This is a genomic window from Streptomyces sp. NPDC005004 (assembly GCF_053600675.1).
Map to the genome: position 1 here is coordinate 128,492 of NZ_JBSGAH010000009.1, position 26,803 is coordinate 155,294.

At 72.1% G+C, this 26,803-nt stretch carries 26 protein-coding genes and 4 pseudogenes; 10 read left to right on the forward strand and 20 right to left on the reverse strand.

Translation table 11 applies throughout. The features are described 5' to 3' along the window. Positions 1 to 8 precede the first annotated feature (8 nt). The 9 genes and pseudogenes from ctaD to ACWEEU_RS15090 form a co-directional block, all read right to left on the reverse strand. Positions 9 to 1,703, reverse strand: coding sequence for an aa3-type cytochrome oxidase subunit I (gene ctaD / locus ACWEEU_RS15050; RefSeq protein WP_385739732.1), 1,695 nt, complete (start codon positions 1,701 to 1,703; stop codon positions 9 to 11). Between the two features lie 175 nt (positions 1,704 to 1,878). Beyond that, positions 1,879 to 3,396, reverse strand: coding sequence for an MFS transporter (locus tag ACWEEU_RS15055; protein WP_451732359.1), 1,518 nt, complete (start codon positions 3,394 to 3,396; stop codon positions 1,879 to 1,881). Between the two features lie 224 nt (positions 3,397 to 3,620). Further along, positions 3,621 to 3,815 (reverse strand): hypothetical protein, encoded by a 195-nt coding sequence (locus ACWEEU_RS15060; protein ID WP_385739726.1) that lies wholly within the window; start codon positions 3,813 to 3,815, stop codon positions 3,621 to 3,623. Then, a complete protein-coding gene (locus ACWEEU_RS15065) occupies positions 3,812 to 4,120 on the reverse strand; it encodes a DUF3040 domain-containing protein (RefSeq protein ID WP_385739723.1) in 309 nt (102 codons plus the stop codon). The genes ACWEEU_RS15060 and ACWEEU_RS15065 overlap by 4 nt, the downstream gene beginning before the upstream one ends. Before the next feature lie 91 nt (positions 4,121 to 4,211). Further along, positions 4,212 to 5,378: an FUSC family protein gene (locus ACWEEU_RS15070; protein ID WP_385739721.1), complete on the reverse strand. Its 1,167-nt coding sequence runs from the start codon at positions 5,376 to 5,378 to the stop codon at positions 4,212 to 4,214. Positions 5,379 to 5,451: 73 nt separating this feature from the next. Next, on the reverse strand, positions 5,452 to 5,688 hold the full coding sequence (locus tag ACWEEU_RS15075; RefSeq protein WP_451732364.1) for a hypothetical protein: 237 nt from the start codon (positions 5,686 to 5,688) through the stop codon (positions 5,452 to 5,454). 171 nt (positions 5,689 to 5,859) lie between these two features. Beyond that, positions 5,860 to 6,087, reverse strand: coding sequence for a DUF6480 family protein (locus tag ACWEEU_RS15080; protein WP_385739717.1), 228 nt, complete (start codon positions 6,085 to 6,087; stop codon positions 5,860 to 5,862). A 184-nt stretch (positions 6,088 to 6,271) separates the two neighbouring features. Further along, entirely contained in the window at positions 6,272 to 7,114 is an 843-nt protein-coding gene (locus ACWEEU_RS15085; RefSeq protein ID WP_451732720.1) for an ANTAR domain-containing protein, read from the reverse strand. Positions 7,115 to 7,275: 161 nt separating this feature from the next. Then, positions 7,276 to 8,155 (reverse strand): annotated as a pseudogene (locus tag ACWEEU_RS15090) (MFS transporter); the annotation flags it as partial. Between ACWEEU_RS15090 and ACWEEU_RS15095 the strand changes: the two are divergent. Then, positions 8,106 to 9,018, forward strand: a pseudogene (locus ACWEEU_RS15095) (glycosyltransferase family 2 protein). The pseudogenes ACWEEU_RS15090 and ACWEEU_RS15095 overlap by 50 nt on opposite strands. Positions 9,019 to 9,023: 5 nt before the next feature. Next, a pseudogene (locus ACWEEU_RS15100) lies at positions 9,024 to 9,982 on the forward strand (glycosyltransferase family 2 protein). Positions 9,983 to 10,160: 178 nt separating this feature from the next. Here the strand turns inward: ACWEEU_RS15100 and ACWEEU_RS15105 are convergent. Beyond that, the gene (locus tag ACWEEU_RS15105; RefSeq protein WP_451732367.1) at positions 10,161 to 11,192 is read right to left on the reverse strand and encodes an NAD-dependent epimerase/dehydratase family protein; all 1,032 of its coding nucleotides are present in this window, start codon (positions 11,190 to 11,192) and stop codon (positions 10,161 to 10,163) included. A gap of 203 nt (positions 11,193 to 11,395) precedes the next feature. Here ACWEEU_RS15105 and ACWEEU_RS15110 point away from each other — a divergent pair, with 203 nt between their 5' ends. The 6 genes and pseudogenes from ACWEEU_RS15110 (at position 11,396) to ACWEEU_RS15135 (ending at position 16,070) form a co-directional block, all read left to right on the forward strand. Then, positions 11,396 to 12,583, forward strand: a complete 1,188-nt coding sequence (locus ACWEEU_RS15110; protein WP_385739668.1) for a zinc-dependent alcohol dehydrogenase — start codon at positions 11,396 to 11,398, stop codon at positions 12,581 to 12,583. A gap of 52 nt (positions 12,584 to 12,635) precedes the next feature. Continuing rightward, entirely contained in the window at positions 12,636 to 13,118 is a 483-nt protein-coding gene (locus ACWEEU_RS15115; RefSeq protein ID WP_385739665.1) for a hypothetical protein, read from the forward strand. Between the two features lie 128 nt (positions 13,119 to 13,246). Then, entirely contained in the window at positions 13,247 to 14,203 is a 957-nt protein-coding gene (locus ACWEEU_RS15120; protein WP_451732372.1) for a TIGR03557 family F420-dependent LLM class oxidoreductase, read from the forward strand. A gap of 19 nt (positions 14,204 to 14,222) precedes the next feature. Beyond that, positions 14,223 to 14,750 (forward strand): annotated as a pseudogene (locus ACWEEU_RS15125) (cysteine hydrolase family protein); the annotation flags it as partial. Positions 14,751 to 14,988: 238 nt separating this feature from the next. Continuing rightward, positions 14,989 to 15,381, forward strand: a complete 393-nt coding sequence (locus ACWEEU_RS15130; protein WP_385739656.1) for a DUF6153 family protein — start codon at positions 14,989 to 14,991, stop codon at positions 15,379 to 15,381. Between the two features lie 74 nt (positions 15,382 to 15,455). Beyond that, positions 15,456 to 16,070, forward strand: coding sequence for a DUF305 domain-containing protein (locus tag ACWEEU_RS15135; RefSeq protein WP_451732375.1), 615 nt, complete (start codon positions 15,456 to 15,458; stop codon positions 16,068 to 16,070). Between the two features lie 55 nt (positions 16,071 to 16,125). Here the strand turns inward: ACWEEU_RS15135 and rocD are convergent, their stop codons facing one another. The 8 genes from rocD to ACWEEU_RS15175 form a co-directional block, all read right to left on the reverse strand. Then, entirely contained in the window at positions 16,126 to 17,352 is a 1,227-nt protein-coding gene (gene rocD, locus ACWEEU_RS15140) for an ornithine--oxo-acid transaminase (protein WP_451732378.1), read from the reverse strand. Further along, a complete protein-coding gene (gene ddaH / locus ACWEEU_RS15145) occupies positions 17,349 to 18,161 on the reverse strand; it encodes a dimethylargininase (protein WP_385739647.1) in 813 nt (270 codons plus the stop codon). The genes rocD and ddaH overlap by 4 nt, the downstream gene beginning before the upstream one ends. Before the next feature lie 164 nt (positions 18,162 to 18,325). After that, positions 18,326 to 18,811, reverse strand: a complete 486-nt coding sequence (locus tag ACWEEU_RS15150; protein WP_356103557.1) for an Lrp/AsnC family transcriptional regulator — start codon at positions 18,809 to 18,811, stop codon at positions 18,326 to 18,328. A gap of 51 nt (positions 18,812 to 18,862) precedes the next feature. After that, positions 18,863 to 19,042 (reverse strand): hypothetical protein, encoded by a 180-nt coding sequence (locus tag ACWEEU_RS15155; protein ID WP_451732383.1) that lies wholly within the window; start codon positions 19,040 to 19,042, stop codon positions 18,863 to 18,865. A 124-nt stretch (positions 19,043 to 19,166) separates the two neighbouring features. Next, positions 19,167 to 20,117: a cytochrome c oxidase assembly protein gene (locus ACWEEU_RS15160; protein ID WP_385739643.1), complete on the reverse strand. Its 951-nt coding sequence runs from the start codon at positions 20,115 to 20,117 to the stop codon at positions 19,167 to 19,169. Positions 20,118 to 20,221: 104 nt separating this feature from the next. Next, the gene (locus ACWEEU_RS15165; protein WP_451732386.1) at positions 20,222 to 21,247 is read right to left on the reverse strand and encodes a 6-phosphofructokinase; all 1,026 of its coding nucleotides are present in this window, start codon (positions 21,245 to 21,247) and stop codon (positions 20,222 to 20,224) included. Between the two features lie 214 nt (positions 21,248 to 21,461). Further along, positions 21,462 to 22,190, reverse strand: coding sequence for a type 1 glutamine amidotransferase (locus ACWEEU_RS15170; RefSeq protein WP_161183228.1), 729 nt, complete (start codon positions 22,188 to 22,190; stop codon positions 21,462 to 21,464). A gap of 19 nt (positions 22,191 to 22,209) precedes the next feature. Next, a complete protein-coding gene (locus ACWEEU_RS15175) occupies positions 22,210 to 23,448 on the reverse strand; it encodes a MurT ligase domain-containing protein (RefSeq protein WP_385739637.1) in 1,239 nt (412 codons plus the stop codon). A gap of 150 nt (positions 23,449 to 23,598) precedes the next feature. Between ACWEEU_RS15175 and def the strand changes: the two genes are divergently transcribed. Further along, positions 23,599 to 24,138, forward strand: a complete 540-nt coding sequence (gene def, locus ACWEEU_RS15180; RefSeq protein ID WP_451732390.1) for a peptide deformylase — start codon at positions 23,599 to 23,601, stop codon at positions 24,136 to 24,138. A gap of 17 nt (positions 24,139 to 24,155) precedes the next feature. On the opposite strand, the gene ACWEEU_RS15185 is transcribed toward def, so the two are convergent. Beyond that, complete coding sequence (locus tag ACWEEU_RS15185) at positions 24,156 to 24,800, reverse strand: TetR family transcriptional regulator (RefSeq protein ID WP_356103548.1); 645 nt, start codon at positions 24,798 to 24,800, stop codon at positions 24,156 to 24,158. 172 nt (positions 24,801 to 24,972) lie between these two features. On the opposite strand from ACWEEU_RS15185, the gene ACWEEU_RS15190 reads away from it, so the two are divergent. Next, complete coding sequence (locus tag ACWEEU_RS15190; RefSeq protein ID WP_385739628.1) at positions 24,973 to 26,196, forward strand: acyl-CoA dehydrogenase family protein; 1,224 nt, start codon at positions 24,973 to 24,975, stop codon at positions 26,194 to 26,196. Between the two features lie 84 nt (positions 26,197 to 26,280). Here ACWEEU_RS15190 and ACWEEU_RS15195 read toward each other — a convergent pair whose 3' ends face one another. Further along, a complete protein-coding gene (locus ACWEEU_RS15195) occupies positions 26,281 to 26,799 on the reverse strand; it encodes a cupin domain-containing protein (protein WP_385739625.1) in 519 nt (172 codons plus the stop codon). Positions 26,800 to 26,803: the final 4 nt, after the last annotated feature.

Consider the following 26,803-nt stretch of genomic DNA (forward strand, 5'->3'; position numbering starts at 1 on the left):
CCGTGCGGTCACGGCCGGATCGCGTTGGCCGCGTGCTCGGCCATCGCGATGTCGGGGTGGTGGAGGTCGAAGGCGGGCGATTCGCTGCGGATGCGGGGCAGCGTGAGGAAGTTGTGGCGCGGGGGCGGGCAGGAGGTCGCCCACTCCAGGGAGCGGCCGTAGCCCCAGGGGTCGTCCACCTGGACGAGCTTGCCGTAGTGCGCGGTCTTCCAGATGTTGTAGAAGAACGGCAGCATCGACAGGCCCAGCAGGAACGCGCCGATGGTGGAGACGGTGTTGAGCAGGGTGAAGCCGTCGGCCGCGAGGTAGTCGGCGTAGCGGCGGGGCATACCCTCGGCGCCCAGCCAGTGCTGGACCAGGAAGGTGCCGTGGAAGCCGATGAACAGCGTCCAGAAGGTGATCTTGCCCAGGCGCTCGTCCAGCATCTTGCCGGTGAACTTCGGCCACCAGAAGTGGAAGCCCGCGAACATCGCGAAGACGACGGTGCCGAACACGACGTAGTGGAAGTGGGCGACCACGAAGTACGAGTCGGAGACGTGGAAGTCCATCGGCGGGGAGGCGAGGATGACGCCGGTCAGGCCGCCGAAGAGGAAGGTGACCAGGAAGCCCGTGGTCCACAGCATCGGTGTCTCGAAGGACACCGAGCCCTTCCACATGGTGCCGATCCAGTTGAAGAACTTCACCCCGGTCGGGACCGCGATCAGGAACGTCATGAAGGAGAAGTAGGGCAGCAGCACACCGCCGGTGACGTACATGTGGTGCGCCCACACGGTCACCGAGAGGCCCGCGATCGCGATGGTCGCCGCCACCAGACCCATGTAGCCGAAGATCGGTTTGCGCGAGAACACCGGGATGATCTCCGTGACGATCCCGAAGAACGGCAACGCGATGATGTACACCTCCGGATGGCCGAAGAACCAGAACAGGTGTTGCCACAGCAGGGGTCCGCCGTTGGCCGCGTCGTAGACGTGGGCGCCGAACTTGCGGTCCGCCTCCAGGGCGAGCAGCGCGGCCGCGAGGCAGGGGAAGGCGAGCAGCACGAGGACACTGGTCAGCAGCGCGTTCCAGCAGAAGATCGGCATACGGAACATGGTCATGCCGGGCGCGCGCATGCAGATGATCGTGGTGATGAAGTTGACCGAACCGAGGATCGTGCCGAAGCCGGAGAAGGCCAGCCCCATGATCCACATGTCGCCGCCCACGCCGGGTGAGCGGATGGCGCTGGAGAGCGGCGAATAGGCGAACCAGCCGAAGTCGGCCGCGCCCTGCGGGGTGAGGAAGCCGCCGACCGCGATGAGCGAGCCGAAGAGGTACAGCCAGTACGCCAGCATGTTCAGCCGCGGGAACGCCACGTCGGGCGCGCCGATCTGCAGCGGCATGATCCAGTTGGTGAAGCCCGCGAACAGCGGCGTCGCGAACATCAGCAGCATCACGGTGCCGTGCATCGTGAACGCCTGGTTGAACTGCTCGTTGGAGATGATCTGCAGACCCGGACGGGCCAGCTCGGCGCGCATCAGCAGCGCGAGCACACCGCCCAGCAGGAAGAAGGCGAACGACGTCGCGAGGTAGAGCGTGCCGATCGTCTTGTGGTCCGTGGTCGTCAGCCACTTCACCACGACACTGCCGGGCTCGTTGCGCCGGACCAGCAGCTCGTTCTCGGACGAGTCCTCCGCTGCCGGCTCGGGGCGGTCGATGGTAGTCACGGGTTGCGCTTCTCCTGGTGTTCGCGGTCCGGCCGCCCCATGGCGTAGGTGACCGCAATCCTGGAGGCTCGGGACGGAGAAGGGCGTCCCCGGGCGGCCGACATGCCGCCGTACGGGTGGTTGTCGCACACGAGTGGAGCAGTGGTCGGAAAAGCGCACCGGGCGGGCAGGGGTCTCAGTTCTGCCGGGCGTTCACCGGATCGTTCGCTGCCTCGTCGGGGCACTCGCTCCGGGACCGGGACGCGCGCCGGTCCCGCTGCCAGTCGAAGGCCGCCAGCGCCAGGGACGCCGCCATGCCGACGAGGGCGGCGACCAGCGCCATGGTGAGCGCGGAGCGGTAGTCGCTGTGCCCCGCGAGCGCCAGGTAGAACAGGCCGGGCAGCGCCGCCGTACCCACCGCCGCGCCGAGGCGCTGGCCGGTCTGGAGGGCGCCGCCCGCCGCGCCCGCCATGCGCACGGGCACCTCGCGCAGGGTCATGGTGATGTTCGGGGACACCACGAAACCGCTGCCGACGCCGCCCAGGAACAGCAGCGGCGCGGCCAGCCAGGGGGCACTGCCGAGCGGGGCGAGCCGGAGCAGGAGCGCGGTGCCGCCGAGTCCCGCGATCACCGCCGTCAGACCGCACACCGTGAGCACGCGCCCGAAGCGCTCCACCAGGCGCCCGGCGAGGACGGCGGCCATCGCCGAGCCGAGGGCGAACGGGGTCACCGCGAGCCCGGACATCAGGGGCGAGAAGCCGAGACCGTGCTGGTAGAAGAGCGCGAACACCAGCCAGACGCCGCTGAAGCCGATGAAGTACAGCGTGCCGACGCCCGCGCCGACCGCGTAGCCGCGCACGGTGGTGAACAGGCGCGGGTCCAGCAGGGGCTGGGTGCCCCGGGCGACGAGCCGTCGCTGCCAGAGGGCGAAGACCACGAGCAGCGCCGCGCCCACCGGGAACAGCCACCACAGACGCCCGATGCCCCCGGAGTCCGCCTGGACCATCGGGAACATGACCGCGAGCACGCCGAGGCCGAGGAGCAGCACCCCGGGCACGTCCACGTGCCCCCGGCCGCTGCGGCGGGTGCGGGGGAGGAGCCGCCTGCCCAGCAGGACGGCGAGGACGCCGATGGGCACGTTCACGTAGAAGATCCAGCGCCAGCCCTGGTCGCCCGAGGCCAGGGCGAGGATCGCGCCGCCGGTCAGGGGGCCGACGGCGGAGGATATGCCGACGGTCGCGCCGAAGAAGCCGAACGCCCGGCCGCGCTCGGCGCCCCGGAACATCTGCTGGATCAGCGCGGAGTTCTGCGGCGCCATGAAGCCCGCCGCGAGACCCTGGGCGAGGCGGGCCACCACCAGCAGGTCGATGTCGGGGGCCGCCCCGCAGGCGGCGCTGAACAGCACGAACCCGCTGAGGGCCAGCAGGAAGATACGGCGCCGGTCGAGGGCGTCGCCGAGCCGTCCGGCGGTGACGAGGGCGAGGGCGAAGGTCAGGGCGTACCCGGAGACCACCCACTGCACCTGGGCCGGGGAGGCGTGCAGGTCCCGCTGGATGGTGGGCAGGGCGACCGCCACGATCGTCACGTCCAGCAGGCTCATGAAGCCGGCGACCAGTGTCACCCACAGGGCCCGCCACCGCCGCGGGTCGGGCTCGTACCCCGACTCCCCGGTCTCCGGCTTCCGGCTCCCCGTTCCCGATGCCGACGCTGTCACCTGGGCTCCTCTCGCCGGGGGCGCTCGCCAAGGAGGCGGATTCCCCGGGTGGACGCGGCCACACACCGGCCGGTACGGCGGGACCGCACACCGGCCGGTACGACGCTGCCGTATACGGGCGGGTACGTCACCTCGCTTCGGACGGGTACGTCACCTCGGCCCGCACCGGGCGCGCCCCCGCATCGGTCACCACCCGGCGGACCTCCAGGAGTGCCTCACGCCGCTCAGTGCGCGGACGCTCCGAATTCCGCGTGCTGTGTGCACAGCGAGAGCGCGGATTCCCCTCTCGGCGGATCGCCGATCCGCCGGCGCCGCGCCTCCTGCCGTGCCTCGCGCATCAGGTCGCGGAATTCCTCGTCGGTCAGCGGATGCCGCGCCTTGGGTATGCGTATGTCCGTACAAGAGCCGGTGGTGCTCATATGCGGATCGTCACCTGCCTCTTCCACTCACGGCTCCAGCGCACGACCAGACCCACGAGGCCGGCCAGGGTGATCGCCCAGACGATGATGAATGCGCTGGTCAGCAACGGGTTCACGAACAGCACGTCCAGGATGAGCAGGCTCAAGGAGGCGAGCGCGAGCACCGACACCCAGACGGCGAGCCGGTGGCCCCGGGTGTGCCGGGTCAGAAAGGAGTGCCGGGTCAGGAAGGGCTCCCGGCCCAGGGATTTCTCCATCTCGGCCAACGTTCGCAATTCCCGCTCGGACAGGTGGACAGTCTCCATGGAAAACACCCTCTCGGGTGGAGGAATGAGATTTCCTCCGCGTATCCGGAGAACATTGGGTGAAACGTGAATCGGTGGAAATGAATTCCCGTCAGCTCCGCACGTCGGAAACGGGCACCGAGGTCCGCAACCGGTCCGCCAGCCGGTGTGCCTGGGTGAGCAGCGTGCCGTAGGTGGCGATCCGCTCCGGGTCGTCCGCGGCCGAGCGGATCAGGTCGCGGCGCAGGGGCGCGAGCGTGTCCCGCAGGTTCTCCACGGCCTCGCGCAGCGCCTCGTCGCTGTCGTGCCCGAACCTGCTGTGACCGTACAGATGCAGGGCCCGGGCGGTCTGACCGAGGAACTCTCCGTAACGGCGCGCGAGTTGGGTGTCCAGCCGGGGCGCCGAGCCGTCGGCGGAGGCCACCTCCAGGACCGTGCGGGTCACTCCGGCGGTGTGCACGGCGGCGTAGTCGAGGACGGTCAGCGCGTCGTCGTACGCCTGGCCGGGCGGGGGGACGGCTCCGGTGCGGTGTCGGAGGTTGACCCTGAGGCTCTCCCGGGTGTGGACCATCGTGGCGCGGGCCTGCTCCACGAGCCCGTACAGCCGCAGCGCCCGCTCGTGCCAGGCGCCCGCCTCCTCGGCGTCCGCCATGTGCCCCTCGGCCAGACCGTCTGCCACGTCCCGCAGGATGTCGTGGGCCTCGTCGGTCGCGTTCTGGAGGAGGGCGCGGGCGTCACGCAGATAGACCGGGGGCCGGATCAGGGCGTTGACGCCGATGCCCACGAGTGCGCCGAAGCAGGCCGCGCCGATCCTGGCGGCCCCGGCGCCGATGGACACCGGCCCGGCGGTCAGGGCGAACAGGGCGCCGGTGGCCGCGTAGATCCCCTGGTTGCCCAGGCGCCGCCAGTGACCGAGCAGCATCATCGGGGGCAGCACGACAGCCATCGCCGCGACCGTGTCGGTGATCAGGAGTCCCACGGCCGTCGCGGCGACGGTGCCGAAGGCGAGTGCCGCGAGCTGCTGGAGACCGTGGGCGAGGGAGCGGTAGACCGTCCACTCCACGAGGACGACCGCGACCCAGGGCGCGACGAACGCCGCGGGCACGTGCAGCCACCAGCCGGCCACCGCCCAGGCGATCCAGGCGGCCAGCGCGGCCTTCGCGGCCTGGGCGATCAGATCCCGTTCGCGGCTCGGTCCCGCCCATGCGCGGCGCACTCCCCGCGCCGTCGCGGAAAGATCGCGGACCACCGCCTGCCATGTCGCTCGTATCCCTCGCATCCCTCGCACAGAGACACGGGTGCCACACCTGGCGCCACCCATGCCGCCTCGCGGACGGAGGGGGCGGGAAGGTTCAGTCCTCGCCCCTGACGATGTTCCCCTCGGCACCGGTCCGTGGCGGGGTGTCCTCCGTGACGACCGCGGCCACGCAGGTACGCACCCGTTCGCCGCGCAGTCGGCGGGCTCTGGCCCAGCCGGTCTCGACGACACGGACGGACGCCCACTCCCTCGTGTCCACGACACCGTCCTCGGTGTCGTCGGTTTCCCTGGTGTCCCTGGTGCTGGCGATGTCGCTGGTCACGGTCTTCATCTTCCTTCGGAGTCCCCACGGGGCTGCCTGTGACGAGTCACCGGCGCTGTGCGCGGCAAACATCGCGGCCGATCAGGGCGGGGCGCCGGGCCGCCTCGGCCCGGACCGCCGCCGCCCGGACCGTGACCGTAGCCGCCGCGGGCTGATCCACGAAGACAGGGCAGACGCCCCCTAGACCATCAGGGCCACCGCCATGGCGATCAGCCCGATCGCCACCAGCAGCACCACCACCATGATCACGACGAGTGGCATCGGCCCCCACCCCTTGCGCAGTTCGGGAGGTTCCGGATGCGAGATGCCGGAGATGCCGCCCTCCGCGGGCGGGGTCTCGCCCGGCGGCACCCCGCCGCCCGGGGCGGGGCCAGGGGTGCGGCGCGGCTCGGGATCGGGATTCGTCATGACGCGCCCTCCTGTCGTACTCCCGTCGCTCGGCGACCGGGTACCCGTGGCGGGCGCGCACGCATCGGTCACCGGGCAGGAGGTCGGGCGAGTTCCGCGAGGACCTCGTCCACGCGAGGACGTCGTCCGGCGGCATGGTCCGATCGACGAGACAGCGCCCGATGGCGGTGACCCGGTGGCGGCATCACCGATCGCCTGCCCGTCCGTCCTCACCGGTGCCCCGCCGGCCCGCGTCCGTGCCACGGCCGCCGCCCGGCACCGACGCGAAGCCGAACCTGCGCAGGACGATGTCGTGCGCCACGTCGCTGACCGTGCGGCTCTCGGCGAACGCTCGTGCCCGCATCCGGTCCAGGGCCTGTTCCGGGTCCAGATCGAGTTGCACCATGACCATGCCGACCGCCTGATGCACCTCGCGGTGGTCGGCTTCCGAAGCCTCCATCCACGGCGCCACCCCTTCCTGGGCCGGCCGTTCGCCCGCGTCGTGACCGGGCTGGAGATTCATGATGGCGAACGTGACCGCGTCCCGGGTCCACAGCGCGATCCGCAGGTCGGACGCCGAGAGTCCGCCGGGGCGGTCGCGGCAGAGGTCGAGGGTGCCGATGGTGGTCCGGCCGACGCCCAGCGGCAGTGAGAAAACCGCCCGCGCGCCCAGTTCCACGGCCTCACCGGCGAACACCGGCCAGCGGCGCGAGTCCGGGCCCTGGGTGAGATCGGCGGCCAGCACCGCCGCCGCGTCCTCCAGCACGCTCTGGCTGGGGCCGTCGCCCAGGGTGTACGGCGCCTCGGCGAGCCGCGCCGCCGTACGGTCGCTGGCGCACCAGGTGGCCCGTACGCTCGGTCCGCCCGCGATGGAGACCGAGGCGCCGGTGACCGGCAGCACCCCCACACAGGCGCGGCACAGTGCCTCGGGCACCTGCTCGGGGTCGATCCCCCGGGCGGCGGCGAGGATCTCCGTGCCCCACAGCCGTTCCTGTGCCCCGAGGGGTGTGCCGTCGTCGGACGGCTGATCGGGGACACCCGGCCGCATCGTCGTCACCCCCGCCCTGTCGGGCTCCGTCTGCTGACATGCTCCACCCTCGTCCGGCCGCCTCCCGGAGGACCGGCGCCGTGCGGGCGGACCGCGTCCGTCTGCCGGTTCTCCAGGCGGACCGGGGCGAAACACGGCCCGTGTGGCGGGAGCGGACGCGCTCAGGCGGCCGTGCTCAGCTCCTCAGGGCGGGGCCGGTGCGCCTTTCCGGTGCGCAACGGCACCGGCGCCGAGGAGCGGCGGGCGCGTACGGCGAAGCCCGCGGCGATGCTCACCGCGATGAACAGACCGCCCGCCACCAGGGCGCCCCGGGCTCCGGCCCGCTCCATGAGGAGGCCGAGCAGCGGGGGCCCGCCCAGGCTCCACACGGTGCCGATGCTGCCCCAGATGCCGAGCACCCGGCCACGCAGATGCGGGGGCGGATCGGTCTGGAGGACGGCGGTCCCCGCGGTGTCGCTGACGGACTCCACGACCGCCATCGGCAGCACGAGCGCGAGGAGCACGGCCCAGGTGGGGGAGAGTCCGGCCGCCGCCTGGAGCAGTCCGCCGGCCGCCGCGAGGGCGCCGACCAGCCGGACCGAGGGACGGCGCAGCCGGGCGCCGACGAGCGCGCCGACGATGCCGCCGACGGCCAGTACGGCGGAGACCGTGCCGAAGGCGCTCGCCCCGGCGGCGAGCGGGCCGGTCACCAGGACGGCGAGGGTCAGGCCGTAGTTGCGGCCGAAGACCGAGCTGACCGCCGTGACGCAGGCGAGCGCCACCAGGCGGGGGCGGCGGGCGAACCAGGCGAGCCCCTCGCGCACGCCGAGCGGAGCCGCCGGTTCGTCCGGGGGGCGGGGCGGCGTCGGGCGTGGTGTGACGCAGCGGGCGCAGGAAGGGCACGACGGCGGCGACGAACAGGAACGACAGCCCGTTGGCCGCGTAGGCGGCGCCGGTGCCGAGCAGGCCGACCGCGACGCCCGCCAGGGCCGTGCCGGCGAGCCGTCCCCCGCTGTGCACGAGCGCGCCCACGCCGATCGCCGAGGGCACGTCCTCGGCGGGCCGGATCACCGTCGCCGTGATCACCCGCGACCGGTGCGCCAGCCTGCTGCGCACCCTCGACGCCCTGGCCGCCCTCCCCGAACATCCCCGGGTCATCGTCGTGGACAACGGCTCCGACGACACCACCGCCCGCGCGGTGCGCGAACACCCCGGCGGCGCCCGCCTGTTGCGCCCCGGCGCCAACACCGGTGCACTCGGCCGCAATCTCGCCGCCGCCCACGCGAGCACCCCCTACGTCGCCTTCAGCGACGACGACTCCTGGTGGGAGCCCGGCGCCCTGCGTCACGCCGCCGACCTGCTCGACGCCCACCCCCGCCTGGGCCTTGTCACCGCCCGCACCCTGGTCGGCCCCGAGAGCGCCGAGGACCCGCTCAACGCCGTACTGGCCGACTCCCCGCTGCCCGCCGAACCCGACCTGCCCGGACGCCCCGTGCTGGGCTTCCTCGCCTGCGCCTGCGTGGTGCGCCGGGAAGCGTTCCTCGGCGCGGGCGGCTTCCACCCCCTGCTGTTCTTCGGCGGCGAGGAGACATTGCTCGCCTACGACCTGGCCGCCGGCGGCTGGGGCGTCTCCTACGAGCCCGCCATGACCGCCCGCCACCACCCCGAGCCGACCGGCCGCCGCGGCCGCAGCCCCGTGCTGCGCCGCAACGCGGTGCTGACCCTCTGGCTGCGCCGCCCCCTCCCGGTCGCCCTCGCCGCCAGCACCCGCCTCGCCGCGGCCGCCGTACGGAACCGCCCCGGCGCGCCCCGCCCTGCGCGAACTGCTCGCCCGGCTCCCCGCCGCCCTGGCCCGCCGCCACCGGCTGCCCCAGCGGGTCGAGCACGCGGCCAGACTGCTCGACGGCACCCCGCCGGGGAGGTAAACGTCATGATCCCCGCGCGCACCGGCACCCCCGCGCCCGACGCCCACGGCACCACGGCCGACCCCGCCCGGCCCGACCGGCGCACCACCGTCGTGGTCATCACCCACGAACGGCGCGCCGAACTCCTGCGCACCCTGAGGCTGTTGGAGTCCCTGCCCGAGCGCCCTCGCGTGATCGTCACCGACAACGGCTCCCGCGACGGCACCGCCGACGCCGTCCGCCGTGCCTTCCCCGGCGTCCTGCTCCTGGAGCCCGGCCGCAACCTCGGCGCCGTCGGCCGCAATCTCGCGGTGTGCGAGGTGCGCACTCCCTATGTCGCCTTCTGCGACGACGACACCTGGTGGGAGCCGGGCAGTCTGCGCCGGGCGGCGGACGTCCTCGACGCGCACCCCGGCCTCGCCACTGTCACCGCCCGCATCGTGGTGGAGCCCGCCGGCACCGAGGACCCCGTCGTCCCGGAACTGCGCGACTCCCCGCTGACCGGGCCCGACTGGCTGCCCGGGCCCGCGCTCGGCTCGTTCCTCGCGGGCGCCACCGTGCTGCGTGCCGACGCCTTCCGCCGCGCGGGCGGCTTCCACCCCGGGCTGTGGCTCGGCGGTGAGGAGGAGCTGCTGGCCACCGATCTGCAACGGCAGGGCTGGTGGCTCAGCTACCTGGAGGACCTGACCGTCCACCACGCGGCCTCCGTGCTGCGCGACAGCACCGGACGGCGCGTGCTCGGGCTGCGCAACACCCTGTGGTTCACCTGGCTGCGCCGACCGCTGCGGCCCGCGCTCGGCCGCACCCTCCAGTTGCTGGCCACCGTGCCTTGGGACCTGCCCTCGGCCCGCGCGGTGGGCCACGCGCTCGCCGGGCTCCCTGGGTCCTGCGCCAGCGCGACCCCGTACCGCCAGAGCTGGAGCGGCGGCTGATGACCCTGCAACGGGCACGGCGCGGCTCGACGGCCCGCGATTACGTGGGCTGAACCCCTCCGGCCGCGCGCTCGGCGCCGTCAGTGGGGGCACCACGCCGTCCGCCGCCCCGACACCCGCCGCGAGTCCGGCGGGTCCCCGCGGCGCGGGCACTCGGGCTCGGTGTCGTCGCGGTGGCCGGTGAGCCAGTTCCGGCGCGGTGGCACACGTTCGCCGCGTACGGCGGTGAACTCAGGCCGCGAGCGGCGCGGTGTCCATGCCCGCGCGGTCGCCGAGCCCGTCGAGGAAGTCCTTGATGGCCTCCAGCGCCGTACGCGTCGGCTGCCAGCTCAACTCCTCATGGGCGCGCGCGCAGTTCATCAGGGGCAGCCGCAGTACCGCGTCGAAGAGGTCGGGGGAGGCGGGCACCAGTCGCAGCCACCAGGCCGCCGCGAGCGCGGCCCGCAGCGGAGGCAGTGGAACGCGCACCGGCTTCGCCTCCAGGAGCCTGCCCAACTCGTCGGCGTTCAGGACCGGTTCGGCCGCGAGGTTGAACGCGCCGCGCACCGGCAGCGTGACGGCCCGCGCGAACGCGTCGGCCGCGTCGTCGGTGTGCAGCGCCTGGAACACCAGACCCGGCAGATCCGGCACCGCCGGCACGAACTGCGGCCGGATCAACTGCGGCGGGATCAGCGACCCCGCGAAGATCCTGCGCTGTTCGGAAGCCGACTCCCGCTTGAACATGAAGCCCGGCCGCATCCGCACGACCCGGATCTCCGGGTGCGCCCGCTCGTAGGCGTCCAGACAGCGCTCCAGATACGCCTTCTCGCGGCAGTACGCCGCCTGCGGCCAGCCGTCGGTCGGCCAGGACTCGTCCACCGCGCGGTCCTTGGGGCCCGGCGAGTACGCGCCCACCGACGAGGCGTGGAGCAGCGCGGGCACCCCGGCCGCGGCGACGGCGTCGAACACCCGCCTGCTGCCGAGCACGTTGGTCCGCCAGGTCGTCAGCGGATCGTGCGTGGGCTGGAACTTCCAGGCCAGCTGGATCACCGCGTCCGCACCCCTGAAATGGGGGACGAGGTCGTCACCGCCGGGCTCGACGTCCACGGCCGCCCAGGTCGTCTTCCGCGGCTGCCAGTCGGGGGTCCGGCGGGCCAGCCCGAGGACGGACCCCACCTCCGGGCGCTCGCTCAACGCCCCCACCACGCTGGTACCGACGTTCCCGGTCGCCCCCACGACCACGACCCGCAGTCCGCCCGTGTCACCCAGCCCCGTGTCCGCCATGACGGCTTCCTTCCGGTACGTGTGTGTTCCACCTGTTTTCCCGGCCCGTCGGGTACCCGTGGACACGACGGGCCATGCGCTCCGGCGCCGGGCCGCGAACCCCGCGCCGGTCCCCGGTCGGCCACCCGCCCGGGTGAGCACCCGGCCGCCGGGTACTCGGTGCCAGGACGAGCCGCGAGCACCGACACTCCTGGAGGCGAACCATGCGTGCTCTCACCTGGCAGGGCAGGAGGGACGTACAGGTCCAGACCGTCCCCGACCCGCAGTTGCTGAACCCCACCGACGTGATCGTCCGGGTGACGTCGACCGGGATCTGCGGCTCGGACCTGCATCTGTACGAGATCCTCGGGCCGTTCCTCGACGAGGGCGACATACTCGGCCACGAGCCCATGGGCGTGGTGGAGGAGACGGGTCCCGAGGTCACCGCGCTCGCCCCCGGCGACCGGGTCGTCGTCCCCTTCAACGTCTCCTGCGGCACCTGCCACATGTGCGCCCAGGGCCTGCACTCCCAGTGCGAGACCACCCAGGTGCGCGACCGGGGCATGGGCGCATCCCTGTTCGGCTACACCAAGCTGTACGGCCAGGTGCCCGGCGGCCAGGCCCAGTACCTGCGGGTGCCCTTCGGCAACGAACTCCCGGTCAAGGTGCCCGACGGGCCGCCCGACGCCCGCTTCCTGTACCTGTCCGACGTGCTGCCCACGGCCTGGCAGGCCGTCGAGTACGCGGACATCCCGCCCGGCGGCTCGGTGGCCGTCTTCGGCCTCGGACCCATCGGCGAGATGGCCTGCCGGATCGCGCTGGAGCGGGGCGCGGGCAAGGTCATCGGGGTCGACCTGGTGCCGGAACGGCTGGAGCGCGCCAAGGAACGCGGTGTGACCGTGTTCGACATCAGCGAGTACGGCGACTCGCTGCCCGACGCGATCCGCGACATCACCGACGGACGCGGCCCCGACGCCGTCATCGACGCGGTCGGCATGGAGGCGCACGGCGCCCCCGTCGCCAAGGCCGCCCAGTGGGCCACCGGGCTGCTGCCCGACGCCCTCGCCCAGAAGCTCATGGAGCACGCGGGCGTCGACCGGCTCGGCGCGCTGCACGCCGCGATCGACACCGTCCGCCGCGGCGGCACCCTCTCCGTCTCCGGGGTCTACGGCGGCATGACCGACCCGATGCCCATGCTCACGCTGTTCGACAAGCAGATCCAGTTGCGCATGGGCCAGGCCAACGTGCACCGCTGGGTGGACGACATCCTGCCCCTCCTCACCGACGAGGACCCGCTCGGCGTCGACACCTTCGCGACCCAGATCATGTCGCTGGAGGACGCCCCGCAGGCGTACGAGATGTTCCAGACCAAGAGCGACGGCATGATCAAGACGATCCTGGAGCCGTGGTGACCGGGCCGGCCCGATCAGGATTCGGCCGTCCCCGCCTGGGAACTCGGCGCCCATGATCCAGACCATTCTGCGCGGCGGCGTCGCGGGCGCCGCCGGAACGACCGTGCTGAACGCCGTCACCTACGCCGACATGGCCCTGCGGGGCAGGGCCGCCAGCGACGCCCCGTCCGAGGTCGTGGACAAGGTCGCGCACGACGTGGGACACCCGGTCCCCGGAGAGGGCGAGACCCGGGACAACCGGGTGAGCGGCATCGCCGCGCTCACCGGCATCGGCGTGGGCTGCGCCACCGGTGTGGCCGTCGCCGTGCTGCGCGGCGTGGGCATCCGGATGCCGTGGTGGCTGGGCGGCATCGTGACCGGCGCCCTCGCCATGGCGGGTGCCGACCTGCCGATGGCCCGGCTCGGCGTGAGCGACCCGAGGACCTGGTCGGCCGTGGACTGGACCTCGGACGTGGTCCCACACCTGATCTACGGCACCGTCACCTACGGCATCCTGGCCGCGTCCGACTGCCACTCCTCGGACTGCCACCGCTGAGCGGTCCCGGCCGGTTCCCTTCCGCGCGTCCGGGTCCCGGTGGATGCCAGCGCTCGCACCGGGTACCCGGTGCGAGCGCAGCCGCGTCACGGACGACCTCGTACACACGGCCCCGGGAGGCATGCACCGTGGCTCACTTCGGATACTTCCTCTCCTGCGAGGAGCACGGCCCCGCCGAGCTGGTGGAGCAGGCCCGGCTCGCGGAGGAGGCAGGGTTCGACTGTCTGTGGATCTCGGACCACTACCACCCGTGGAACGACCAGCAGGGCCAGAGCCCGTTCGTCTGGTCCGTGATCGGTGCCCTGTCCGAGGCGGTCTCCCTGCCGGTCGAGACGGCCGTCACCTGCCCCACCGTGCGCATCCACCCCGCCGTCGTCGCACAGGCGGCCGCAACGAGCGCCGTCCAGCTCGGCGGCCGGTTCCGGCTGGGCGTCGGCTCGGGCGAGGCCCTCAACGAGCACATCCTGGGCGACGCGTGGCCCGAGACGGCGGTACGGCTGGAGATGCTGGAGGAGGCCGTCGCCGTCATCCGCAAGCTCCTGACCGGAGAGCAGGTCAGCCACCGGGGCACGCACTACACGGTGGAGAGCGCCCGTCTGTACACGGTGCCCGACCAGCCGGTCCCCATCGACGTCTCGGCCTTCGGCCCGCAGGCCGCCGAGGTCGCCGCGCGCATCGGCGACGGACTGATCACCATGACCCCCGACGCCGACATGGTCGAGCGGTACCGGCGCGGCGGCGGAGGCGTCTCGCCGGTCTCCGGCGGCCTGAAGGTGTGCTGGGGACCCGACCGCGAGGAGGCGGTCCGCACCGTCCACCGGCTGTGGCCCAACGAGTCGCTCCCCGGCGAACTCCCGCAGGTCCTGCCCACCCCGCGCCACTTCGAGCAGGCGTGCGAGCTGGTCACGGAGGAGCGGATCGCCGAGTCCGTACCGTGCGGCGACGACCCGGAGGCCCACATCGAGGCGCTGGCCGCCTTCGCCGACGCGGGCTTCGACGCCGTCTACGTCAACCAGATCGGCAAGGACCAGCGCGGTTTCTTCGACTTCTACCGCACCAAGGTCCTGCCCGCCCTGCGGGGCTGACGACCGGGACGGTGGCACCATGAGCGGATCCGAGGGGCCGGCGGGCCGCGCGCTCGTCGTGATCGACATGATCAACACGTACGACCACCCGGACGCCGAACTCCTCGTCCCCTCCGCCCGCCGCGTCGTACCGGTCGTGGCGGACCTGATCCACGGCGCCCGCGAGACGGGCGTGCCCGTGATCTACGCGAACGACAACTTCGGGCTCTGGCGCTCCCACCACGGCGAACTCGTGGAGACCGCGCGGGCCGGACCGCACGGCGACCTCGTCGATCCGATCACGCCGGACGACGACTCGCTCTTCGTGGTCAAGGCCCGCCACTCCATCTTCTACGAGACGCCCATGACCTACCTGCTGAGTCAACTCGGCGTCGACCACGTCGTCCTGTGCGGTCAGGTCACCGAACAGTGCGTGCTCTACTCCGCGTTGGACGCCCACATCCGCCACCTCGGCGTCACGGTCCCGAGGGACGCGGTCGCCTCCATCCATCCGCGACTGGAGGAGGCGGCGCTGGAGATGATGGAGCGCAACATGGGCGCCCACGTCGGCTACGCCAAGGAGACCGGCCTGACGGGCGACCGGATCGAGGCGGCCGCGGCCCCCGTCGTCAAGAGCGACGGCGACCGCGCGGCCGTGGTCCGCGAGGGCTTCAAGGCGAAGGTCCGGGAGTTCCTGCCGCACCGCCGGGGCGAGAAGGATTCCTGACCGGCGGGTCCCGACCGACGAGTGCGGCCCGGCGGGTCCGGGCGCGGGTCCGGGGGAGTGCCGTCGTAGGATGCGGGCGATGTCCCGCACCCGTCAGCGCACCCCAGGCCCGCCCCCGTGGCGCCTGCTCGTGCTGCTCGTGCTGGGCGGGCTGCTGGGCATGCACGGCCTGGCACCCGGCGGCGGACCCGGGACCATGCACCGGGCGAGCGCTCCGCGCATGGCCGTCATGATCAGCGCCCCCGGCGACTGCGGGGCGGACCACGGGCACGACGGAAGCGGACACGTCCACCACGCCGACGCCACCTGCGCGTCGGGCGCCGTACCCGGTGGGCCCGAACTCGCGCTGCCCGCCTCCCCGGACGCCGTCACCCCCGTACCCGGCGCCCTCGCGCCCGCCCGTGCCGTGACGGCGCCGGACGGCGCCCGGGCCCCGCCCTCCCTGGCGGAACTCCAGCTCCTGCGGATCTAGAGGCACCCGCGCGGCCGTACGCGGTCGCGTCCAGCGGTATGCCCTCGCACCTCTCGGACCACAGGAGTCCTCGCATGACCATCCGTCACACCTTCCGCACGGCGGCGCTCGGCGCGGCCGCCCTCTCCGCCGCCCTCCTCCTCACCGCCTGCGGCGGTACCCACACCGACACCGGCAGCCACTCCGCGCACGGCGCCACCGCCACCGCGGCCCCGCACGACGCCCAGGACGTCGCCTTCGCGCAGGGCATGATCCCGCACCACCAGCAGGCCCTGGAGATGGCCCGGCTCGCCGCCGGACGGGCCGAGTCCGCGCGGGTCAAGGACCTCGCCGCGCGCATCGAGAAGGCACAGGCGCCGGAGATCCGCACCATGAGCGGCTGGCTGAAGTCCTGGGGCGAGCAGCCGCCCATGGCCGGCATGGACCACTCCGCCCACTCGGGCATGAGCGGCATGAGCGGCATGATGAGTGGCGAGGACATGGCGGACCTGGAGAAGAAGAAGGGCGCCGCCTTCGACTCCGCGTTCCTCTCCCTGATGATCCGCCACCACCAGGGCGCGGTCGAGATGGCCACCACGGAGAAGGACAAGGGCCGCTACGCCCCCGCCACCAAGCTGGCCGGCGCCGTCATCCAGGGCCAGAGCGCCGAGATCGCGGAGATGAGGAAGCTCCTCGACAGCGGCGAGTAGAGCCGGACGCGCCGGTGGGCCGGACGCGTACGCGCCCGGCCCACCGGCTCCGTGCTCAGTCCGTCTGCCCCAGCACCTTCGCCAGGGTGTCCAGCGCCCCGCGCAGCTCCTCCGCCGTGATGGTCAGCGGCGGCGCGAGCCGGATGGTCGAGCCGTGGGTGTCCTTGACGAGGATGCCCTCGCGCATCAGCCGTTCGCTGATCTCGCGCCCGGTGCCGAGCGCCGGGTCGACGTCCACGCCCGCCCAGAGCCCGCGCGACCGGAATCCGGTCACGCCGTGGCCGAGGAGCGCGGTGAGTCCCTCGCGCAGGACCAGGCCCAGCTCGGCGGCCCGGCTCTGGAAGTCGCCGGACTCCAGCAGCTCGACCACGGCCGTGCCGACGGCCGCCGCGAGCGGGTTGCCGCCGAAGGTGGAGCCGTGCTCGCCCGGGTGCAGCACCTCCATGACCTCGCGCCGGGCGACGACCGCCGACACCGGCACGATCCCGCCGCCGAGCGCCTTGCCGAGCAGCAGGACGTCCGGTACCACGTCCTCGTGCTCGACGGCGAGGGTGCGCCCGGTGCGGCCGAGCCCGGACTGGATCTCGTCCGCGACGAACAGGCATCCCTTGCGCCGGGTCAGCTCGCGCACCCCGGTGAGATAGCCGTCGTCCGGGATGATCACCCCGGCCTCGCCCTGGATGGGCTCGATGAGCACGGCGGCCGTGTTCTCGTCGACCGCCTCCTCCAGCGCCGCGAGGTCGTTGTACGGCACGACCTTGAAACCGGGCGTGAAGGGGCCGAAGCCCGCTCGCGCCGACTCGTCCGTGGAGAAGCTGACGATGGTGGTCGTCCGCCCGTGGAAGTTGTCCGCCGCGACCACGATGTCCGCCCGGCCGTCGGGGACGCCCTTCACGTCGTACGCCCACTTGCGGGCCAGCTTGATGCCGCTCTCCACCGCCTCCGCGCCGGTGTTCATCGGCAGCACCATGTCGAGCCCGGTGAGGGCCGCGAGGCGCTCCGCGAACTCGGCGAGCCGGTCGTTGTGGAAGGCGCGGGAGGTCAGCGTGAGCCGGTCGAGCTGGTCGTGGGCGGCCTGGACCAGCGCCGGGTGGCGGTGGCCGAAGTTCAGGGCCGAGTAGCCCGCCAGCATGTCGAGGTAGCGGCGGCCCTCGACGTCCTCCACCCAGGCGCCCTCGGCCCGTGCGACGACGACGGGCAGCGGGTGGTAGTTGTGCGCGAGGACCGGCTCCTCCGCCCGGATGAGGTCGTCGGACGTGCGCGGGTGCGCGGGTGCGGTCATGAGCGGATCTCCTGAGTGCAGCACTTGATGCCGCCGCCCGCCTTGTGCAGCTCGGACAGGTCGACGGGAACGGGGGTGTATCCATGGTCGTCCAGACGCGCGGCGAGTGCCTCGGCCTGGGGGGCGATGAAGACGTGACGGCCGTCGGACACCGAGTTCAGACCGAAGGCCAGCGCGTCGTCCCGGGTGGCGAGCACGGCGTCCGGGTACAGCTTGCGCAGCACCTCCTGGCTGCCCGCCGAGAAGGCTTCCGGGTAGTAGACGACGTTGTCGTCGTCCAGCACGAACAGGGCCGTGTCCAGGTGGTAGAAGTACGGGTCCACCAGGGTCAGGGCGATCACCGGGTGCCCGAAGAACTCCTGGGCCTCGCGGTGGGCCTCGCGCGAGGTGCGGAAGCCGGTGCCGGCCAGCACGTAGCGGCCGGTCCACACCAGGTCGCCCTCGCCCTCGGTGACCGACAGCGGACGGTAGACGTCGTACCCGGCCGTCTTGAACCAGGCGTCGTAGTGCTCGGACTCCGGACGCCGCTCCGGGGCGTGGAACAGCGAGCCGAACACGCGGCCGCCGACGACGAACGCCGAGTTGGCGGCGAACACCATGTCGGGCAGCCCGGGGACCGGGTCGATCTCCTCCACGGTGTGTCCGTGGTCGCGGTAGGCGCTGACCAGCGTGCGCCACTGCGTCCGCGCCAGCTCCACGTCCACGGGAGCTTCGGGACGCATCCAGGGGTTGATGGCGTACCGCACTTCGAAGTGTCTGGGTTCGCAGACCAGGAAGCGCCGGGGGCGCCGCACACGGGTTTCGGCCACAGAGGGTTTCCTCCGCTTTCCGGTGTGTCACTCGGGATGTCACCACGGTAAGAACACCCGGCGACGGCGGACAAGAAACAAAAGCTGCGTGTCCGCGCAGTATCGCTGCGTCTCCACCTGGGAGAACGCACGACACCTGCGTCCGTCCGAGGTTTAACGGGCGATCACTCCGGTGCGGCCTGGGTGGCGCCCGCCTCGGGAGCGTCCGGGAGAAGGTGGGACAGGACCATCACGCTGATCGTCTTCCGGATGAAGGGCTCGGCGCGAATGCGTTCCAGGACGTCCTCGAAGTGCTCCACGTCCCGCGCGCGTACGTGCAGCAGCGCGTCCGCGCCGCCGGTCACGGTCATGGCCGCCGCGATCTCGGGGTGCCCGCGCACGACCTCGGCCAGGCGCCGGGGCGGGGCGGCGCCCTCGCAGTAGACCTCGACGTACGCCTCGGTGCGCCAGCCAAGGGCGGTGGGCTGCACGGTGGCCGTGAAACCGGTGATCACCCCGGTCTCGCGCAGCCGGTCCACGCGCCGTTTCACCGCCGTGGCCGACAGCCCGATCGCCGCGCCGATCTCGGCGAAGCTGCTCCGGGCGTTCGCCATCAGCGCGGTGATGATCTTCCGGTCGAGGTCGTCGAAGGACGCGGCCCTGCTGCTCATGCGGGCACTGTAAGTCAGCTGGCCGGGGCGCCGCCCCCGCGCGTCTGCGACCTATGACCTGGTGAGGACCAGCGCCAGGGTCAGCAGCACCAGGACGATCCAGCCGAACCACAGCCAGCCGTTGCCGCCCAGGGCGACCGTGTACGCGGTGACGACGACGAGCCCGCCGACCGTCAGGGCCCCCATCACCCTGGTGGAGCCGTTCGTGGAACCGTTCGTGGAACCGGGCATCGCGGCACCCTCCTCGTGGTCGGTCCACCCCCATGGTGCCCCGCATCCGCCGTCCGTGGCACGACTCGGGGCCGGTCGCGTCCTTTGCGACCGGCCCCGTACGACGTCCGTTCCCTCGGCGGCGTCAGCCCTGGCGCCCGCTCAGGGAGGCCAGATAGGCGTTGTACGCCTCCAGCTCCTTGTCACCGTCCCGGTCCGCCGCGCGGTCCTTGCGGCGGGCCTGGCGCTGCTCGGAGCCGTACCACTGGAACAGCAGGGCGATCAGCACCAGCACCGAGGGCACCTCGCTGAACGCCCAGGCGATGCCGCCGGCCGCGTTCTGGTCGGAGAGGGCGTCGATGCCGAGGGAGGCGGCCGGGTGCTGGAAGGTCTTCACCATCGGCTCGGACGCCATCATCAGCGCGATGCCGAAGAACGCGTGGAACGGCATCCCCGCGAACAGCTCCAGCATCCGCATCAGATACCCGGGGCGGTGCGGACCGGGGTCCACGCCGATGATCGGCCAGAAGAACACCACACCGACCGCGAGGAAGTGGATCATCATCGCGATGTGCCCGAGCGGCGAGCCCATCAGGAAGTCGAACAGCGGGGTGAAGTACAGCGCGTACAGACTCGCGATGAACATCGGGATCGTGAACGCCGGATGCGTGATCACCCGCATGTACCGGCTGTGCAGCAGCGCGAGGAGCAGCTCGCGCGGACCCTTGCGGCCCTTGCCCGCCGTCGGCAGCGCACGCAGCGCCAGCGTCATCGGGGCGCCGAGCAGGAGCAGGATCGGCGACAGCATGCTGATGATCATGTGCTGCACCATGTGCACGCTGAACATCACCATGCCGTAGTCGTTCAGCCTGGTGCACATCACCAGGCCGATCGTCAGCACGCCCACCGCGAACGACACGGTCCGCGCCGTCGACCACTGGTCCCCGCGCCGCCGCAGCCGCACCACGCCCCAGCCGTACAGCCCGAGCCCGGCCAGACAGGCGATCAGGAAGAACGGGTCCGTCGACCACTCCAGCCCCCGTCCCAGCGTGAACGGCGGCAGATCCGGCATCATGCCGTGCCCGCTGTGGTCCATCCGGCGGCTCCTGGTTCGTGAGGGTTGTGCGGATTCTGTCCGCACTCAGGGTACGGGCGCCGCCGTGACCGCCCGTGAGCGGGGTCGCCCCTGCCCCCGGTCCCTCAGACCACGCACTCCGCCTCGGCGTACCGCTCCGCCGGGACCGTCTTCAGCCGGCTCACCCCCTCCGCCAGCGGCACCGTCACGATCTCGGTGCCGCGCAGCGCGGTCATCATCCCGAACTCCCCGCGGTGCACCGCCTCCACCGCGTGCCAGCCGAACCGGGTCGCCAGCACCCGGTCGTACGCCGTCGGGGTGCCGCCGCGCTGGACGTGCCCGAGGATCACCGGACGGGCCTCCTTGCCGAGCCGCCGCTCCAGCTCCACCGCGAGCTGCCGGGCGACCCCGGCGAAGCGCCGGTGGCCGTACACGTCCGTGCCGCCCTCGTCGAACTCCATGGAGCCCGCGCGCGGCTCGGCGCCCTCGGCCGCGACCACGATGGCGGACCGCTTGCCCGCCGCGAAGCGCGCGCCGACCCGGCGCGCCAACTCCTCGACGTCGAAGGGCCGTTCCGGGACGAGGACGGCGTGGGCGCCCGCCGCCATGCCCGAGTGCAGCGCTATCCAGCCGGTGTGGCGCCCCATGACCTCCACGATCAGCACCCGCTGATGGGACTCGGCGGTGGTCTTGAGCCGGTCGAGCGCGTCGGTCGCGACACCAACCGCCGTGTCGAAGCCGAAGGTGACGTCCGTCGCGGCGATGTCGTTGTCGATGGTCTTCGGCACGCCCACGATCGGCAGCCCGCTGTCGGAGAGCAGCCGGGCCGCCTTGAGGGTGCCCTCGCCGCCGATCGGGATGATCGCGTCCAGGCCCAGTTCCTCGACGTGGCCCCGTACCCGCTCCACCCCGCCGCGCAGCCGCTCCGGGCGTACCCGGGAGGAGCCGAGGACGGTGCCGCCGAGCGCGAGGATGCCGCTCACGGCGTCGAGGTCGAGCTTGACGTAGTCGCATTCCAGGAGGCCCTTCCAGCCGTCCCGGAAACCGATCACCTCGTCGCCGTGGTCGACGAGGGCGCGATGTACGACGGACCGGATGACGGCGTTCAGACCGGGGCAGTCGCCGCCGGATGTGAGGACACCAATGCGCATAGCCCGAGATACCTTCTCGACGAGTACCGGGAGGCCGGACCGCGTTGTCCGGCGGCTTTCCCGGTCAGACTACGGCGGGATCGGCCGCCGCCCCACCGGGCGTCCGCCTGATGGACGTGCCCGCACAGTTGAGCGGACACACAGTCAGGCGGGCCCGTGACACCGTCACAGGCCCGCCTGGAATGTACTGCTTTGACCCTTTCGGGCGTCGCCCTTACGCGGGCTGCTTCGCCGCCGCGATCCGCTCCTCGCGCAGCGCCTCGTACCACCGGTCGTCGATGGGCGGCAGCGCGTTCACGTCCAGCGCCAGCTTCAGCAGCAGGTCCGCGATCTGCGGGTTGCGCGCCAGCACGGGCCCGTGCATGTACGTGCCGAACACCGTGCCGTTGTACGCGCCCTCCGTGCCGTCCCCGGTGCCGTTGCCCCGGCCCAGGCGGACCTGGGCGAAGGCGCGGGCGGTCGGGCCCAGATGGGTGACGCCCTGGTGGTTCTCGAAGCCGGTCAGCGGGGGCAGACCGAGCTGCGGGTCGATGTCGCCCAGCACGTCGCCGACGCACCGCTCGCCCTCGCCGCGCACCGAGACCACGTCGAGCAGACCGAGACCCGGCTCGCGCTGGCCCAGGTCGTTGATGAACTCGTGGCCCAGGATCTGGTAGCCCGCGCACACGGAGAACACGATCGCGCCGTTCTCCACCGCCCGCTGGAGGTGACCGTCCCGGCGCAGCCGCTCGGCCGCGAGCCGCTGGGGCCGGTCCTCGCCGCCGCCGATCAGGTAGATGTCACCGGAGGTCGGGATCGGCTGGTCGCTGCGCACGTCCAGCCGGGCCACGTCCAGGCCGCGCTGGCGCGCCCGGCGCTCCACGACGAGGGCGTTGCCCTGGTCGCCGTAGGTGCTCAGCAGGTCGGGATAGATCCACACCAGCCGCAGTTGGTTGTCGCTCATAGGTGATCGCCCTTCCTGATCAGTTGCCGACCCGGCGGCGCAGGTCCTGGAACGCGGTGTAGTTCGCGATGACCTCGATACGGCCCGGCGGTGCCATCTGCACGGCCTGGTCGAGGTTCTCGCACACCTGGAAGTTCTGGTTCGCGACCTCCAGGCGGACGGCCAGGTCCAGCTTGCGGTCGCCGATCACGAAGATCGGGTGACCGGTCAGCCGCGTGTAGTCCACGTCCCACAGCCACGAGGTGTCGGTGCCGTCCGCGCCGCGTGCGTTCACGGACAGGATCACCGGGGTCGGCGGCGGGTCGATCAGCGAGAAGGTCTCCAGCCAGCCGGCCGGGTTCTTCGCCAGCAGCAGCCTGAGGTCGCGGTTCTGGAACTGGACCACGTCGTAGCGTCCGGCGACCGCCTGCACCTGGTACATCCGCTCCAGGGCCACCTGCGGGGGCACCCCGAAGACGGCGGCGACGGCCGCGGAGCTGGCCGCGTTCGCCTTGTTGGCGCGGCCCGGCAGCTGGAGGTGGATCGGCCAGGCCGAACCGTGCGGGTCGAGCACGTGGTCGCCGGAGAGCGCCCAGCTCGGCGTCGGACGGCGGAAGCCGCACTCGCCGCAGAACCAGTCGTCGCCCGGACGCTGCATGACGCCGCCGCAGGACGGGCAGGACCAGGCGTCGTCCTTCCACATCTGCCCGGCCGCGACCCAGACCACGTTGGGGGAGGACGAGGCCGCCCACACCACCAGCGGGTCGTCGCAGTTGGCGACGATCACGGCCTTGGAGTCCGACAGACCCTCACGCCAGTTCTCGGCGAGCATCCGGGTCTCGGCGGCACGGTCGAGCTGGTCGCGCGAGAGGTTCAGCAGCGCGATGCACTTCGGGCTGGTGTCGCGCGCCACACCGGCCAGATACTTCTCGTCCACCTCTATGACGCCGAACTTGGCGTCCGAGCCGCCCGCGAGGGCGGAGGTGATACCGGCCGGCATGTTGGCGCCGAGCGCGTTGGACACGACCGGTCCGGCGGCGCGCAGCGCCTCCGCGATGAGCCGGGTCGTGGTGGTCTTGCCGTTGGTCGCCGACACCAGGACGACGTCCAGGTGCGTGGCCAGCCGGGCCAGCAGGTCGGGGTCGAGCCGCAGGGCGACCTTTCCGCCGATCACCGACCCGCTGCCGCGCCCGGCGGCGCGCGATGCCGCCGCGACCGCCTTGCCCGCGGTCACGGCCAGCTTGGCCCGCGGCGAGAGCGGGTCCGAGTTGCCTGCCATCAGTCCTCGATCCTCCTTGCGTACGCGCCGCGCCTCAGGCCATCCGGCAACGTGGTGGGGGCCTCAGCCTATCGAGAACCGTTCGCACACCCGAATCCCGGCCCACACCGCGCGGTCGTCATGGGCCGAACGAACCGTACCCTTGCCGCCATGCGACAACGCTCCATCCCGGGCGCCCGAGGGCGCGTCAGGCCGCTTTCCCTCCTCGGCGACCCCGTACTGCACGCCCCCTGCGCGGAGGTCACCGACTTCGGTCCGGAACTCGCCCGGCTCGTCGCGGACTTGTTCGCGACCATGTACGCGGCCCGGGGAGTCGGTCTCGCCGCCAACCAGATCGGTGTCCCTTCGCGGGTGTTCGTCTACGACTGTCCCGACGACGAGGAGGTGCGCCACCTCGGCCATGTCGTGAACCCGCGCCTGGTGACGGCGGACGGCATCGAGCTGCGCGGCCCCGAGGGCTGCCTCTCCCTGCCCGGTCTGGAGGCGGGCACGGAGCGGTACGACCACGCGGTGGTCGAGGGCTTCACGGTGGACGGCGAGCCGGTGACCGTGCACGGCACGGGCTTCTTCGCCCGCTGCCTCCAGCACGAGTGCGACCACCTCGACGGCACGGTCTACGCGGACCGGGTCACCGGCTGGCGCAAGCGGCGGCTGGAGCGGCAGGTGAAGCGGGCCGACTGGAGCCGCTGAGCTTCCTCACCGGGTGTTCAGAAGCCGGGACCGCCGATCCGGTCCCCGGCTGCCGCGAGGCGGCCCCACAGCAAGTCCGCGAGGGAGCGCACGAGTTCGGCGCGGGAGCAGGGGCGCTCGCCGAGCCACCAGTCGCCGGCCGCGTGCATCATGCCGACGATCCCGTGCCCCCACACCCGGGCCAGCTGCTCGCTGCCCGGACCGAGGTCCACGCGCTCCTCGATGACCTGGGCCAGTTCCTCGCCCATCCGCCGCAGCAGCGGCACGCTGTGCTTGCCCACGTCGAAGCCTGGGTCGCCGGACGGGCTGCCCTCGGCGGGGTGCATCAGGAAGCGGTAGACCTGCGGCCGGGCCTCGATGGCGGCCAGATAGGTGTCGAGGGTGTTCTCCACCCGCTCGCGCCGGTCCGAGGGCGCGTCCAGGGCGGCCCGCAGGGAGTCGAGCAGGGCGTCGGTGTGCCGCTTGGCCAGAGCGGCGTAGAGCCCGCCCTTGTCGCCGAAGTGGCGGTAGAGGATGGGCTTGGTGATGCCCGCCTCCGCGGCGATGGCGTTCATCGACGCCTGCGGGCCGTCGCGCAGCACCACCCGGTCGGCGGCCTCCAGCAACTCGCGCCGTCGGCGGTCGGCGGACCGCTGCTGGTCGGTCCGCTGCGTGGTGTCCATGTGCTCTCCCCACCTGTGCTGATTCGGTGACGCCTGCGCAAAGTAACACTGAAAGGCCCCCTGACATCGAACGGGATACCGAGAGGACATGTGGAGTTGACTTCTGCTACCGGTCGGTAACACACTCTGGTTACCGCTAGTAACAGTAATACGCGCCGCCGCTGGAGGGGACATGGCCGAGTTCACCATGGAGCTCAACGACGAACAGAAGGAGGTCCGGGACTGGCTGCACGGCTTCGCCGCCGACGTGATCCGCCCCGCGGCCGCCGAATGGGACGAACGTGAGGAGACTCCCTGGCCGGTCATCCAGGAGGCCGCCAAGGTCGGCATCTACTCCCTCGACTTCTACGCCCAGCAGTACTTCGACCCCACCGGGCTCGGCATACCCATGGCCATGGAGGAGCTGTTCTGGGGCGACGCGGGCATCGCGCTGTCCATCGTCGGCACCGGCCTCGCCGCCGTCGGCGTCCTCGCCAACGGCACCGAGGAGCAGATCGGCACCTGGATTCCCCAGATGTACGGCGACGCCAGTGACGTGAAGGTCGCCGCGTTCTGCTCCTCCGAGCCCGACGCGGGCTCGGACGTGGCCTCGATGCGCACCCGCGCCGTCTACGACGAGGCCACGGACGAGTGGGTGCTCAACGGCACGAAGACCTGGGCCACCAACGGCGGCATCGCCAACGTCCACGTCGTCGTCGCGGTGGTCGACCCCGACCTCGGCTCCAAGGGCCACGCCTCCTTCATCGTCCCGCCCGGCACGGCGGGACTGTCCCAGGGGCAGAAGTTCAAGAAGCACGGCATCCGCGCCTCGCACACCGCCGAGGTCGTGCTCGACAACGTCCGGGTGCCCGGGTCCTGCCTGCTCGGGGGCAAGGAGAAGCTGGACGAGCGGCTGGCGCGGGCGCGGGAGCGTGCCCGCAGTGGTGAGCGGGTCAAGAACGCGGCGATGGCCACGTTCGAGGCGTCGCGGCCTGCCGTCGGGGCGATGGCGGTGGGTACGGCCCGGGCCGCCTACGAGGTCGCTCTCGACTACGCCGTCACCCGGGAGCAGTTCGGGCGGCCCATCGTGGACAACCAGGGGGTCGCGTTCCAGCTCGCGGACATGCGGACCTCCATCGACGCGGCTCGGCTGCTGGTGTGGCGGGCGTCCTGGATGGCGGTCAACGGGAAGCCGTTCACCGCTGCCGAGGGGTCCATGTCGAAGCTGTTCGCCTCCGAGACGGCCAAGAAGGTCACCGGGCAGGCGATTCAGATTCTGGGCGGTAACGGGTACACCCGCGAGTATCCCGTCGAGCGGATGCACCGGGATGCGGCGATCTACACGATCTTCGAGGGGACGAGCGAGATTCAGCGGCTGGTCATCGCTCGAACCTTGGCCGGAGTGCCGATTCGGTAGCGCCGTCGGGGAACCGCTTGGTTCGGTCCGCGCGTTCGTCGCGGCCGTTCGCGCAGTTCCCCGCGCCCTCTCGGGTGGGACCGGCTACCGGTGTTTCAGAGGCGTCAGCTGGGTGATGTCGTAGCGACTCCGAAGCTCCTCTATCGCCTCGTGATTCGGGGGGCCCTCGCTGTCCAGGATCTCCAGCAGTTCCTCGAAGTAGCGTTCGTGGTCCGGTGGGGGAGACGCCTGGAAGAACATCTTCGCCGGGGTGTCCGTCGGGTTGGCGAAGGCGTGGGGGCAGCCGGGGGGTACGACGATCAGGGTGCCCGGGGTGGCGCGTACCACCCGGGAGCCCGTCGTCGACTCCCACTTCTGCCAGTTGTCGGGGGTGCGGATGCGCGGCTCGAAGGCGAGGACGTCCAGTTCGCCGTCCAGGACGTAGAACAGCTCCTCGCTGCGCGTGTGGACATGGGCGCCGACGTCGAACCCGGGCGGGACCTCCACCTCGAAGGTGGAGGCCGTCCGCGAGTGGGTGCCGGTGACCTTGAACGTGACCCGCTGGGCGGCCGTCTCGACGACCCGGCCCTGACCCGGCGGTACCAGCAGTCCATCGGTGGTCATGGGC